This is a genomic window from Bradyrhizobium sp. AZCC 1578, from assembly GCF_036924675.1.
In the GTDB taxonomy this organism is placed as follows: Bacteria; Pseudomonadota; Alphaproteobacteria; order Rhizobiales; family Xanthobacteraceae; genus Bradyrhizobium.
This window is the reverse complement of record NZ_JAZHRZ010000001.1, coordinates 207,660-220,721: the sequence shown is the minus strand read 5'-3', so window position 1 is coordinate 220,721 and position 13,062 is coordinate 207,660. Positions and strand designations below refer to the sequence as shown.

Below are 13,062 nucleotides of genomic sequence, written 5' to 3'. Positions count from 1 at the left end.
GGTGCGTCCGGAGAAGAACAGTTTAGGGCGGACGAAAAGAAGCCCTGAATTCAGCACAGAGCTTTCAGAACTCCGAACTAACGCGCGCGAGTACATATGCGCAGCGAGCGGAACGATGCTGTGGCGGGACTGCTCAATCTTCTCAAATATTGCGCCCTGCAATGCAGTCGAACAGGTGTCCGGGAACCATTCTCCATTCCAGGCGTCGATTTTCCGCGTTGCCGTGGAGAGCTCAGATGGTCGGTGAAGGTATCGATGGCCCAAACAAGCTCGACCAGGCCAAGGAGGCCGTTCAGGCGGCTACCAAGACGGTCAAGGAAACCACTCAGTCCGTCGCCGACGCCGTCGAAGCAGGCCGGCACCCAGGTGCGCCTCTCGACCGCTTGGCGCGTTGGACTCAAGAAGCGCCCCTACACGCACTCACTATAGCGTTCTTGGTCGGTGTTCTGGTGGGGCGCAGATAACTAGCCAATGCATTCAAACGGTCTGCCCCGGGGCGATCTTCACTCACACGGTTGCACAGCGGCCGCTGCTCGCGCCATCCGGAGCGGTGAGAAGAGCTCTTCGAAACGCTGGCGGACTTTCTTCTGTTCAATCGCGCGAGTTGGTGACCGCTTCGGTGAGCTGCCTGATTCGTACACGGCAACTCGCGAGTGAAGGCTTCATCTACTAACGGATTGCAATGCCAGGACCAGCGTCGCTGATAGCAGCGACGAAAGGGCGAGCAATGTCCAATCCGGTCTCGCGCTTCCTGCTGCTATCTGTCCGAGCAGCAATTCTATCCGCTTTATCATTCGTCCCTGGGAAGCCGGTCAAGATAGGCGAGTCCAGAACACGTGAGTTCTTCAGTCTCGCTTTGGCTGGCCTCCAACTTCCCTCGCAAATGGCGCTCCAATAGGCATCGTCGACCGTCCGCAACGTCGACATCGCGATGCACCGCCAGATAGATGGTCCAAGCCGTGTCGACCGCCTTTCGAAGAACTTCATCGACCATCCTCCAACTCCAACAAGTGTGACCACTGGTAACTCTCGGCGTGCTGCGGCTTCGCCGCGTGCATCTTGGCCCACTGCCGCATGATCTGCAGTGAAATCCGGTCGGAAAGCCGGATGCCGGAAATCGGCACGTCCGATTTGACAGCAACTCACGTTGTCTTTGGAAGTTTCCCATTTTGCCGGTGCGTCCGACGTTCAACGGCAACAGATATCGCACGTTGGAACCTGTCGGGGCGGCGCTCGCGACCCGCGGTGGCACGACTTCGATCAAGTCGTGCCCAATCGCATTTGAGCGCATTGTTTCGCCGAGCGGCATGCACCCCACGGCAGAGCTCGATTTGGTCGGGTCGCAGCTCAGTCGCCACAGTAGCTGAGAGCGCCAAGGTGTCATGCGATCGGGATCAACACGTTTCGAGCAGCTCCATTACTCGTCCAATAAGCGCGATGAACAAATGTTCATCTAGTTCAACTTCTCGACCAACCTCCAGCCGGAGAAACTTCTTGGCGCTTCCAGACTTATTGCATGGGAAAAAATGGAAGAAGCGTCCTGGAGGGGCGCTGATCAACTTTTCCTGTGCCGTTGCAAGTTTGCGGAGTTTGTAAAATCCGACGAGGCCGCGTTCCCGCGCTCGAGAACTGTAAGGGCGACCCTTCGATGTCTATGCTCAGCTCCGCCGTTCAACGGTCCACTCTCGGGCTTCATACGCTCGAACAGTACGAGCCGCTCATCGGCGCTGCGACGGTCGAGCGCATCGCGGCGAAGGCGGATCGGGTGCGCACGATGCGCGTCGCCCATATCAGTTCGACATTCTACGGCGGAGGCGTAACCGAACTGCTCACGCCGCTCACGCTTATGATGAATGCGACCGGCATCGAAACCGACTGGCATTTGATTCAGGGAACGCCGGGCTTCTTTGGCTGCACCAAGAAGCTGCACAATACGCTGCAGGGCACCAGCCTGGAGTTTTCCGACGCTGAAAAGACGATCTACGAAGAGGTCGTGTTCGAAAATGCCACGCGGCTTCATCTTGACGACTGCGACGCAGTCATCGTGCATGATCCTCAGCCTCTGCCGCTCATCACGCATTTTTCCGATCGGGAAATGCCGTGGCTCTGGCAATGTCACGTCGATCTGTCGTCGCCGCACGCATCGGTTTGGACTTATCTGCGCCAGTTCATCGAGCAATATAACGCAACTATCTTTTCGCTGCCCGAATACGGTCAGCATCTCCAGGTCGGTCAGCATTTCGTCACCCCGGCGATTGATCCGTTCTCGGCGAAGAACCGTGAGATGTCCGACCGCGAGAGACGGGAATTCCTCGGCAACTACAAAATTCCGACAGATCGTCCCCTGGTAACGCAGATTTCCAGGTTCGATCGGTGGAAAGACCCGATGGGCGTGATTGAGGCTTTCCGCAAGGCGAGAGAGCAGGTCGACTGCACGCTCGTGCTCGTCGGCAATAATGCCTCTGACGATCCCGAGGGCGGACAAATCCTCGAGACGATCGAGAGCGTCGCCGATGAAGGTATCATTGTTCTCAGCGTCGACGATCCAACCCTGGTGAACGCACTGCAGCGCTCTGCCGCCGTGGTCCTGCAGAAGTCGATCCGCGAGGGCTTTGGTCTCACCGTCGCCGAGGCAATGTGGAAGGGCGCCGCCGTCATCGGCGGCGACGTCGGAGGCATCCGGCACCAGATCAAGGACGGATGGAACGGATTTCTGGTGAGCACGCCCGATCAGGCGGCGGCGAGAATGGTCGAGCTCTTGAAGAATCCGAACTTGCGGGAGGAGCTCGGTGCGCGCGCGAAAGAAAGCGTGCGGCAGAACTTTTTGATGAGCCGATTATTGGAGGATTGGCTCGACCTGCTGTCCCAATACGAACGGCCGGTGGTTTGACGGTTTGGTTCGATCTCGATGGTAGAAAGCCCATGCGGATTGCCCAGATAGCGCCTCTGGCCGAAAGCGTCCCTCCCAAGCTTTACGGCGGCACCGAGCGCGTGGTGGCGTGGCTGATCGATGAGCTGGTGAGCCTGGGACATGAGGTGACATTGTTTGCCAGCGGGGACTCGGCAACGTCAGCCCGGCTTCATGCGGTCTGGCCTCGGGCGCTTCGCCTTGGCCGCCCGCGGACCGACCCGATGGTTGCCCAGACCGCGTTATTGGAAGCGGTAGCCCGCAATGCAACCGAATTCGATGTCATTCACGCGCATATCGATTGGCTGCACCTGCCACTCCTGAGCCGGCTCGGCGTTCCGTTTCTAACCACCTGCCACGGGCGCATGGACTTGCCTGGCTTTCCGGACGTGGTCCGCAGCTTTCCCGACGCGCCGTTCGTTTCGATATCGGACAATCAGCGCGTTCCCCTAAGCGAGGCCAACTGGATCGGCACCGTTTACCATGGCTTGCCGGCCGACCTGTTTCGACCTTCGTTCGAGGCCGGCTCCTACCTTGCCTTCCTGGGCCGGCTGACGGCGGAGAAAGGACCGGAAGCCGCCATCCGGATCGCACGCGGTGCCAAAATGCCGCTTCGTATCGCCGCAAAGGTCCCACGCGGCGATAGAAGCTACTTCAAGGAACAGCTCGAGCCGCAGATCGATGGCGAGCAGGTGCAGCTCACCGGCGAGGTCAATGATGACGCGAAGCGGCAATTTCTGGCAGGCGCTGCGGCGCTGTTGTTTCCCATCGATTGGCCGGAGCCATTCGGGCTCGTCATGATCGAGGCCATGGCGTGCGGCACGCCCGTCATCGCGTTCAAGTCAGGCTCGGTGCCCGAAGTCATCGACAACGGCATTACCGGGTTTGTCGTAGCGGATGAAACAGAAGCGGTCGAAGCGATCGGAAGGCTCGCCGAACTCGATCGAAGCCAGGTGCGCGGGCATTTCGAGAAGAGGTTCACCGCCAGGCGCATGGCGGAAGAATATCTTCGCCACTACAAGGCACTGATTCATCCTGATGAGCGAAGTTCATCCCGGCATCAGGCCCGCCTTGGTTCCCTCAGTGCCCGATAGCCGTCCGGCCCCGTAACAGGCAAGCGGCCGCTAGTCTCCGCGTGCGTGCCAACCATTCCGGCCCCGCGGATAGCAAAAACGGCCATGTCGCTCTGACGTCCAGCAGAATTACGAAACCGTCGCGGTAGTCCATCAACAACTTGAGGATACGCGAGGTCCGCGCGCCGTTCGCCTGCTTCGGTGCAGGAACCAATCTGCAAAACGGGGGTTGGAAGGCAATTGCGATCAGAGAGAGGGCAGCCATGCTGAATTTTCCCCGCCCTCCGTTTCCAAACCAACAGCAGCCGATGCCCGGCAAGACTGCCGCGATGAAGCCGGCGCCGGATCATGGCGAAACGTCCTACAAGGGCAGCGGTCGCCTCAACGGCAAGAAGGCCGTCATCACCGGCGGCGACAGCGGGATCGGCCGCGCGGTTGCCATCGCCTACGCCAGAGAGGGAGCTGACGTCTTGATCTCCTATCTCGACGAGCACGACGATGCCCGGGAGACCGAGCGGCTGGTGACGGAAGCCGGCAGAAAGGCCGTCCTGCTTCCCGGCGATCTACAGACCTCCAGTCAATGCCGCGCCGTCATCGCGAAGGCCGTATCGGAGCTGGGCGGTATAGATATCCTCGTCAACAACGCGGCGCATCAGGCCAGCTTCAACTCGATCGACGACATTAGTGACGAGGAATGGGAACTGACGTTTAAGGTGAACATCCACGCGATGTTCTATCTTACCAAGGCAGCGATAAGCCACATGAAGCCGGGTAGCTGCATCATCAACACGGCGTCGATCAATTCGGATGTCCCCAACCCGACGCTTCTGGCCTATGCAACGACCAAGGGCGCGATCCACAATTTTACGGCGGGACTGGCGCAGCTTCTGGCCGAGAAGGGCATTCGTGCCAATGCGGTTGCTCCGGGGCCGATCTGGACGCCGCTCATTCCATCCACCTTGCCTGGGGACTCCGTAAAGAACTTCGGCAAACAGGTCCCGATGAAGCGTCCCGGTCAGCCCGTCGAACTGGCGACCGCTTATGTCATGCTGGCCGATCCCCTTTCAAGCTACGTATCCGGCGCGACGATTGCCGTCACCGGCGGCAAGCCCTTCCTGTAAAAAAGGCGTCCCGCCGGCTCCTTGAGGCGCCGCCAAGTCCCCATTCCCCCCGGACCGGCGCCCGTGCTGAGTCAGGCGGCGTTCGACGCCTTGATTGTTGACGCCCTTCCGAAACGCGATGGTATTAAGCTTCGTGTTCGCCGCCTTTTCCTCATTGAGGTTGGTGGTCAGGAAACGCACGATCTCGTCATGGCCGAGTTCCTCGTCCTAGGCTATCAACGTCCCATATCGGCAGCTCTCATAGTGATCGACGGCCCAAGCGGCGGCGACGGTGGCAGATCAAGTACGGCCCTGTCCTTCGATTCGCCCGCGTCCATTCGAGGCCTGTCCGCTAATCAGCTCGTATGCACGCTGATGTCCATGATGGCTCGGAGCACCACACGCTCCAATCAGAGGCCGGATACATTGATGCAAGATCGCATCTGCCAGGTTGACGAAACCTCTTGCAACGCGCGGCCGGACCAGACATTGGGGTCATTCGCGTCGGTTTGGCCGCATCACGGCGACTTCCGGTCTACCCCGGTGAACGTACAGTCTCAGGATAGGCTGGCATGTCTCAAAGGTGCCAGGTCCGGACGCGAGCAGCGCGCCCGTCACGATGGAGTCGATACCGGACTCGTGCGCCGCTAAAAGTGGCTTCGTTAGCTCGGTCAGATGTTTATCTGCTGATCATGTAACCACCGACGAGCATGAGGCAAATTCCCAAGCCCTTTTGTAGCATCTTCGTGCGATCTAGCGATTCCTTGGCCACGCGAGGGAAAAATAGGGTCAACACGATACCGAATGCAAAGACGAAAAGTGGCTGGAACGAATTCACGAGAAGAACCAATGCGACGGGCGCCAGGAGAGTCGCGTAAAGCGTGACGGCTTCGCTGACACTGAACAATGTTTTGCTCAGTGCGATGAGGCCAACAGCGGCGACTTTCGATTGCTGGAATAGGTCGAGAAAATCTCTGCGGTAACTTGGAACGATGACCAGCAAAGCCAAACCGGTCATCGTTTGGCCGACGAATCCCCATGAAAGCGAAACCCAAAAACCCTTGTCCACGGCGATCAGCTTGAAAATGACGCCATTGACCGCACTCAAGAAAGAAGCACCCAGCATCAGTGCCACAACGTTTCGCTTGAACCGCATTCCCCGCCGACCAGACTCAAACGACAATGCAAGCGCACCAACAATAATAACGAACGAACCCAATCCTTGAGCAAACGTGATCGTTTCACCGAGGATAAGATAGCCGAGGAAGTAAGCAAAGATGGGCACCGTCTGATAAAAAGGTGTGACGAAAGATGCCTCATCGATGTCGAGTGCGTAGAGATAGAAAACACCGGCGAAGACGCTCGACACCCCGGTCGCGACAAGCGCAGTTCCTTGAACGAAGCTGACGTCGTCCACGTCCGGCTGAATGAACAACAGGATCGGGATTACCACGCCGCTGAACAGCGAAGAGAGTATGACAATCGATCCGATACTTTTCTGCTCGAGGTATCTCGACAGCAAAAACTTGTCGTTGTGATTGGCGCAAGCAAGTAGGAATGGCGCACACAGGGCGATGAAAAACCAGCTCATAATCGACACTCCGCCAGAAATTGCCTTCAGTTCTGCCATGGCGGAGACTGTGGCTGATCCCGATTGACGGCCCACTCGTGCGTTCTACCGCGTCAGAACCGAACCCCAAGAATTCTGCGATGTTGATCCTATTCTTTTCCGGACTCTCAAGCCTAGCATTTGCGGCCCTGCCGGGCGATGCGGCGTGGCATTCAGCGTCTGCGAAAACTCGATCGCATCGACGCGCCAGGTTCCGAACGAGAGGCAAATGGGGCGCGCCCACCTCGATCCGGGGAACCTAAGCGAAGCAATTAAATTGTTTTGTCGTCTAGAGTCGGTAACTGCCATGCCGATGATACAGAAGCGGAATTCGATTAGTCCTGCCGATCTCGCAGGCCGCCCACTGCGGGAACAGACGCTTGGCACCGAACGACGAGGGCCTTGGTCAATGTTTCGCGGTGTCAGGACCACGCCCTCATGCAACACCGCGGATATCAGGTCCTTCTTTGATCGATGTGTATCAACAGGATCTCCCGAGCAGCACGGTGATCCGCAACGACTGCTCGAATACCGACTCGCGCTTGTGCGAAACTTGGCTCGAATCCGGCCCTCTGATGTGGTGCTGGACCTCGGTTGCGGCAACGGCCATCACCTGTTCGCCCTTGCCCCTGAAGTAGCTCGTGGCATCGGGATTGATGTCTCGCCGGGCATGATCGCATTGGCGCGCGCTCGTCTTCGGAACTCAGCTTGGAAAGCCAACCTTACGTTTGACGTGGGCAACGCCGAGGAGCTGAACGGAATCGCAGACGAGTCCGTTGATCTGGCGATTTGTATCGGTGCGTTCGAGCATATGCTAGACAAGCGAGCGGTGTTGGCTGGCATCTATAGGGTGCTGAAGATTGGTGGCCGTTTTTTCTGCCTGACACCGAATGCCGATTACGTTTGGTATCGGGCGATAGCGCCTGTGTTGGGGTTTGACACCAAACATCTTTCCAGTGACAGAATACTGACTCGCGAAGAATTTTCCGTGCTGCTGGCTCAAGCTGGGTTTCGCCGCAGTCGCTCTGTTCCCTGGACGTTTATTCCCAAAGGAGACGTGCCCGCCCTCGTTGCGCGACTGCTCACCATGCTTGATGTGATCGGGCGACACGCTCGATTGGGTTCTTTTCGCGGCGGCCTCTCACTATGCGCCTGGAAGGAAGCGAAACCTTCCTAGCGGCGCGGCGAAAGGAATGGCGCCATGAAGAGGCATATTGTTCGGCTTGCGGCTTGCGCAAATCCGTCTAACCTTACGCAACCATCGCCGGATCCGCACCGTGCGCACGTTTCCATGCAATGAACTGCACGTTGCGTTCGCCGTGCCGGGCGATTTAGCCACGCCGACCGGAGGTTATCGCTATGATCGACGCATCGTCCAGGAGCTTCGGCGGCTCGGATGGCGCGTCGATGTCGCCAACATAGGCGACAGCTTTCCGTTCCCGAGCATCGCGCAGCGCGCGAGCGCGCTGGCGATACTGTCTGCGGTGCCGGCCGGCTGCCCGATAGTCCTCGATGGGCTTGCGTTTGGGACCCTGCCAGAGGCCGGCGCGCTCCGATCCCGCACACCGCTCGTCGCGCTGGTGCACCAACCGCTTGCTCTGCACGCCGGTCTAGACAGAACGCAGGCAGACGTGTTCCGCGAGAGCGAGCGCGCTGCGCTCGCCGCTGCCGCGCAGGTCGTGGTCACGAGTGAGGCAACCGCCCGGATTGTGATCGCTGATTACGACGTCCCGGCTCAGCGCGTCAGCGTGGTCCGACCGGGTAATGATCCAGTTCCGTCAGCGCCTGGCAGCAAGGATGGGGTCGTTCGGCTTCTCTCGATTGGCTCGGTGGTGCCGGACAAAGGATACGATCTGCTGATCGCTGCTCTGGTCGCGCTTGCCGACAAGCCCTGGCGGCTGACGATCGCGGGTGACCGGACCCGCAACCCGACCGCCGCCGCGCAGCTTGACGCCGACATCGAGGCCTACGGCCTCAGCGACAGGGTCGAGGTGCTGGGCGCCGTGCCGCCTGAGCGCATCATCGAACTCTATTTGGCATCCGACATATTTGTTCTTGCGTCGCGTTTCGAAGGGTATGGGATGGCGCTCGCCGAAGCGATCGGGCACGGTCTTCCGGTCGTATCTACCAGAGCGGGCGCAATCCCCGATACAGTGCCGGCGGAGGCAGGGCTGCTGGTGGCTCCGGAGGACACGGTCGCATTGGCGCAGGCGCTGCGCCGTCTGATCGACGATCCGCCTGAACGGCGGCGGCTTGCCGCGAATGCTCGCACGGCAGCGGCTCAGCTCCCCACTTGGCAAGATTCCGCCCGACTGTTTGCCAGCGCAATCGAGACGATCGGCTAAGAGTTGGGGGCACGTAGATCCAGCTTGCTCGGTGAGCGCGCGCACGTCGCAGTAGCAAGGAGGGTTATGGCTTCTCATTCGCCGGCGGGCGGTGCAGACTATTGCATGTCAAGCCGCCGAGAAGTCCAGTTTGAGATCTTAGAAAATGGCTGTTAGTGCGAATGCCGATATCGCTTCGGCCCTATGGTATCGCGGTCCCGGACAGGTCGAAATTCGCCGGGAAGAGATGGCTCCGCCCGGCGCGGGCGAAGTACGCGTGAAAACCATCTATAGCGCAATCAGTCGGGGCACTGAATCACTCGTGTTTGGCGGGCGCGTACCCGTCAGCGAATTCGAGAGGATGCGCGCGCCCTTCATGGCGGGTGATTTTCCGTTTCCCGTCAAGTACGGCTACGCCGCCGTCGGAAGAGTCGAGGGCGGCGAAGGCGGCTTGCAGGGTAAGAACGTCTTCGCGCTCTTCCCACACCAGACCGCTTTCAACATCCCTGCGAGCGCAGCGGTCGCGCTTCCGGAGGACGTTCCGCCGCGACGTGCAGTGCTGGCGGCCAGCATGGAAACCGCGCTCAACGGCGTGTGGGACGCTGCACCGGCACCAGCCGACCGCATCGCTGTCATAGGGGCTGGCGCGGTCGGTTCTCTCGTCGCGTATCTGTGCGGGCGGATTCCTGGTACGGACGTCACCCTTGTCGATATCAATCCAGGCCGGGCGAAATTAGCAGGAACACTCGGGGTTAGTTTCGCGGAACCCGGGAAAGCAAGGGGTGACTGCGACCTCATCGTTCATGCCAGCGGTTCGCCCGACGGACTACGAATGGCGCTCGAACTGGGCGGAGACGAGGCTACTGTGCTCGAGATGAGTTGGTATGGTGACGCGGCAGTGACCGCAATGCTTGGCGGCCCCTTCCATAGCCGCCGGCTTCGGCTGATATCGAGCCAAGTGGGGCGCGTAGCTCAATCGCACCGTCCGCGCTGGACGTGCGTCCGCCGTCTTGCGGCCGCCATCGCACTGCTCAATGATCAACGGCTCGATGCATTGCTAGCACCGGCGGTTGCGTTTGGCGATTTGCCGCATCAACTGCCGGGAATTCTCGACGCCAAGACCGGCATACTCTGCCAACCCGTCATCTATTCGTAAGGAGCTGCCTTGTTTACCGTCGAAGTTCGCGACCACATCATGATCGCTCATTCGTTCCGGGGCGCGGTTTTCGGGCCCGCGCAGACGTTGCACGGGGCGACCTTCGTAGTCGATGCAGCCTTCATCGCGGACACCCTCGATAACAATGGAATTGTTATCGACATCGGCCGCGCCCACAATGCGCTTAAGGCGGTGCTGGTGCCACTCAACTACCGCAATCTCGACGACGTGCCCGAGTTCAAGGGTAGCAACACTACTACGGAATTTCTGTCCAAGTATATTTTCGACGAACTGGCGAAGCCGGCCCGAGCTGGCGAACTCGGCCGTCCCGGCCGGGAGCTCAAGGCCCTGCGCATCACGCTCTCGGAGTCACACGTCGCCCGTGCGCAGTACGAGGCACCCTTGTGGTGATTACGTCGTCTTCGCCGTGCCCGTCAGCTCCGTGTGTGAAAACGAACCGCTATCCGCCCCCCGAAATCGACCACTGGCTGGCCAGACGAAAGCCGCAGTCAGTAAATGCGCTTCAGCGTTGCGCGTAGGTCACGTCGACTTCTTTGCCACACCGAGCGCCACGCGCTGAGCCGAGAGATCGCAATCAAACAGAACATCATCCTCGATCATGTGCACGCGCACTGGCATACGGTGAGCTTGATCGGCCCGCTCGAGCGGCGGCAACTGGATGCCAGGACCACCGGCGCCCAACATGACGGGCGAAACGGTGATATGCAGGCGATCGAGACACCGGGCCGCGATAAAGCGCGAAACGGTATCAGCGCCGCCCTCGATCAACATGCGGCGCATCCCTAGCCGTGTCAGCGAGGCTACGATGGCGGACGGAGCTATATTTCCATGTTCGGCCGGCAAGGTCACAACTTCAACGCCGGGAGATGGCGTACAACGTGTGCCCTCTGCCGTGATTAGCAGTCGGCGAACACCATCATCGGCGAACAATCTCGCATTGGCCCCAAGGCGGCCTCTTGGATCAATCACGGCACGCGCCGGCTGAGGGCCAGCTACTTGTCTGACCGTCAATTGCGGGTCGTCAGCGACGGCCGTGCGAACGCCAACGACGACAATGTCGACGAGCGCACGCAGCCGGTGAAGGTGCTCAATGCCAGCCGGACAATTGATATACTTTGAATGGCCAGTAGCCGTCGCGATGCGTCCATCGAGCGATTGGCCGACCTGCCCTACGATCACGAGATCGTCCACTTCCCCGTTACGCAACGGACCAAACAGATCCGCCCAGGCTCGAGGAAGGGGCTGCTGCCCTCTACGAAAACGCTGGACAAAGCTCTCCCATGCATCAGGAGACGCGAATTCACGGGTGCGTAATTTGCCAAACTGCACGGCAGAGATCAAAATTCGGAACCTGTGAACGATCAATGCTACTATCGACCACTCGGCCGCAAAAATCCATCTGATTCCTAGCGGAATGATTCAGGACTTTCGGTGTTCTACGAACGCGCCCGGTAAAGAAGGTCACCCGCGAATGAGCGCCGCGCATTCGTCTGCAAATTCAGCCCTGCTTGGCAACAAGGAATGCCTCAATGTCAGTCGCGCGTTAAGCGAGCTGCAGGCGCGAAGACCGATTCGTATTAGCGCACCTGGCGAATCCTTGCTCGCGTTGCCCGTCGACGGGCTTGACGAACAACGCCTGGATGATTTTGCGGTCCTGTGCAGTCCGAACGCGCTGAAACTCGTCGTCACGCAACAGCGAGCGCGCTCGATCGGCATCAAGACATCGACCGCAATGGCGTTACCACTTTCCCGAGCAGTCGGCGTGAGCACCATCTTCAACCTCGCTGCCAGCGCCAAAAACGAGGGTCATTTTGCAGGAACGGCGGAGGCTGCAAGTCATGCCGCCATGGCGGCAATCCGGCTCGCTAAATTGAGCCGCAGCCTTCCGGCGGCTCTCGTAGCGGACGTGCTGCCGAACCTCGACGACGACCTGATGCAGTTGATCGCTACGGTCGAAGCGGACGGGGTCAATCGGTTTGCCGCGGACGCGACGAATACACTTGCGCTCGCGAGCGAAGCAACGATTCCACTGGCGTCGGGCAGAGCGGCTCGCTTTGTCGTGTTTCGGGATGCTCTCGGCGTGGACCAGGTCGCCATCATAGTCGGAAAGCCAGATTTTACCCAACCGGTGCCGGTTCGGCTTCATTCGGCATGCTTGACCGGAGACGTGTTCGGCTCGCGGCGATGCGACTGTGGCGACCAGCTTCGGCTGGCCCTCGCTCATGTAGAAAGCCTCGGCGGCGGCGTCATTCTATATATGGCGCAGGAAGGCCGCGGTATCGGCCTTGCGAACAAGATGAGAGCCTATCGACTGCAGGACGGCGGGCTCGATACGCGTGATGCCAACACGATCCTCGGCTTCGAAGATGATGAGCGCGACTATGGCGTTGCTGCGTTGATGCTGCGAACCCTGAACTGCACGCGGATCGTCCTGCTCACCAACAATCCGGCCAAGCTCGATGGGCTCACAAAAGCCGGAATCGAGATCGCTGCCCGCGTCGCGCTGGAAGCGCCGGTCATCCCCCACAACAAGCGGTACCTAACGACGAAGGCGGTACGCTCCGGTCACCATCTCAGGGGCGATCTCCAGCCGGACTGCCGGAGTGAGCGCGGGGATTGACCGGCCGACGAGGTAATCGAGAGAGCGGCTGTCTGCATGTCGCGTATGGGTCCGCGCCCATGATCCGGCCGCCCCAGATGACCTCACGTTTCTTGGTGCTCATGGCTGGCAATTACAGCGTCGCCAAAGCCCCTGAGCAATCCACGAGACCTAGCTGGCTCATCGGGCCTGCGCCGCTTTACCTTGGTCAAGCGCATCACTGCGCGCCCTGCCAGCGGTAAATTAGGAAGGCGCACAACAATGGCTTGGTG

General features: G+C 59.6%; 10 protein-coding genes and 1 pseudogene. 8 read left to right on the top strand and 3 right to left on the bottom strand.

The window, feature by feature from the left end:
* Window positions 1-1,567 precede the first annotated feature (1,567 nt).
* The 3 genes from V1290_RS01215 to V1290_RS01205 all read left to right on the top strand — a co-directional run bounded on the left by V1290_RS01215 (window position 1,568) and on the right by V1290_RS01205 (window position 5,102).
* The gene (locus V1290_RS01215; RefSeq protein ID WP_334362602.1) at window positions 1,568-2,890 is read left to right on the top strand and encodes a glycosyltransferase; all 1,323 of its coding nucleotides are present in this window, start codon (window positions 1,568-1,570) and stop codon (window positions 2,888-2,890) included.
* Window positions 2,891-2,922: 32 nt separating this feature from the next.
* Complete coding sequence (locus tag V1290_RS01210; RefSeq protein ID WP_334362601.1) at window positions 2,923-4,002, top strand: glycosyltransferase family 4 protein; 1,080 nt, start codon at window positions 2,923-2,925, stop codon at window positions 4,000-4,002.
* A 242-nt stretch (window positions 4,003-4,244) separates the two neighbouring features.
* Entirely contained in the window at window positions 4,245-5,102 is an 858-nt protein-coding gene (locus tag V1290_RS01205) for an SDR family oxidoreductase (RefSeq protein ID WP_334362600.1), read from the top strand.
* Between the two features lie 90 nt (window positions 5,103-5,192).
* Here the strand turns inward: V1290_RS01205 and V1290_RS01200 are convergent.
* Together V1290_RS01200 and V1290_RS01195 are read right to left on the bottom strand one after the other, a co-directional pair.
* Window positions 5,193-5,413, bottom strand: a pseudogene (locus V1290_RS01200) (DUF892 family protein); the annotation flags it as partial.
* Between the two features lie 347 nt (window positions 5,414-5,760).
* Window positions 5,761-6,711 (bottom strand): EamA family transporter, encoded by a 951-nt coding sequence (locus V1290_RS01195; protein WP_334362599.1) that lies wholly within the window; start codon window positions 6,709-6,711, stop codon window positions 5,761-5,763.
* 145 nt (window positions 6,712-6,856) lie between these two features.
* On the opposite strand from V1290_RS01195, the gene V1290_RS01190 reads away from it, so the two are divergent.
* The 4 genes from V1290_RS01190 to V1290_RS01175 all read left to right on the top strand — a co-directional run bounded on the left by V1290_RS01190 (window position 6,857) and on the right by V1290_RS01175 (window position 10,581).
* On the top strand, window positions 6,857-7,867 hold the full coding sequence (locus V1290_RS01190; protein WP_334362598.1) for a class I SAM-dependent methyltransferase: 1,011 nt from the start codon (window positions 6,857-6,859) through the stop codon (window positions 7,865-7,867).
* A 100-nt stretch (window positions 7,868-7,967) separates the two neighbouring features.
* Window positions 7,968-9,035, top strand: coding sequence for a glycosyltransferase family 4 protein (locus V1290_RS01185; protein WP_334362597.1), 1,068 nt, complete (start codon window positions 7,968-7,970; stop codon window positions 9,033-9,035).
* Between the two features lie 145 nt (window positions 9,036-9,180).
* Window positions 9,181-10,170 carry a zinc-dependent alcohol dehydrogenase gene (locus V1290_RS01180; protein ID WP_334362596.1) on the top strand — a complete coding sequence of 330 codons (990 nt, stop codon included), beginning with the start codon at window positions 9,181-9,183 and terminating at the stop codon, window positions 10,168-10,170.
* Window positions 10,171-10,179: 9 nt separating this feature from the next.
* Complete coding sequence (locus tag V1290_RS01175) at window positions 10,180-10,581, top strand: 6-pyruvoyl trahydropterin synthase family protein (RefSeq protein ID WP_334362595.1); 402 nt, start codon at window positions 10,180-10,182, stop codon at window positions 10,579-10,581.
* Window positions 10,582-10,710: 129 nt separating this feature from the next.
* Here the strand turns inward: V1290_RS01175 and V1290_RS01170 are convergent, their stop codons facing one another.
* The gene (locus tag V1290_RS01170) at window positions 10,711-11,556 is read right to left on the bottom strand and encodes a RibD family protein (RefSeq protein ID WP_334362594.1); all 846 of its coding nucleotides are present in this window, start codon (window positions 11,554-11,556) and stop codon (window positions 10,711-10,713) included.
* A 232-nt stretch (window positions 11,557-11,788) separates the two neighbouring features.
* On the opposite strand from V1290_RS01170, the gene V1290_RS01165 reads away from it, so the two are divergent.
* Window positions 11,789-12,811, top strand: a complete 1,023-nt coding sequence (locus tag V1290_RS01165) for a GTP cyclohydrolase II (protein WP_334362593.1) — start codon at window positions 11,789-11,791, stop codon at window positions 12,809-12,811.
* The last annotated feature ends 251 nt before the right edge of the window (window positions 12,812-13,062 follow it).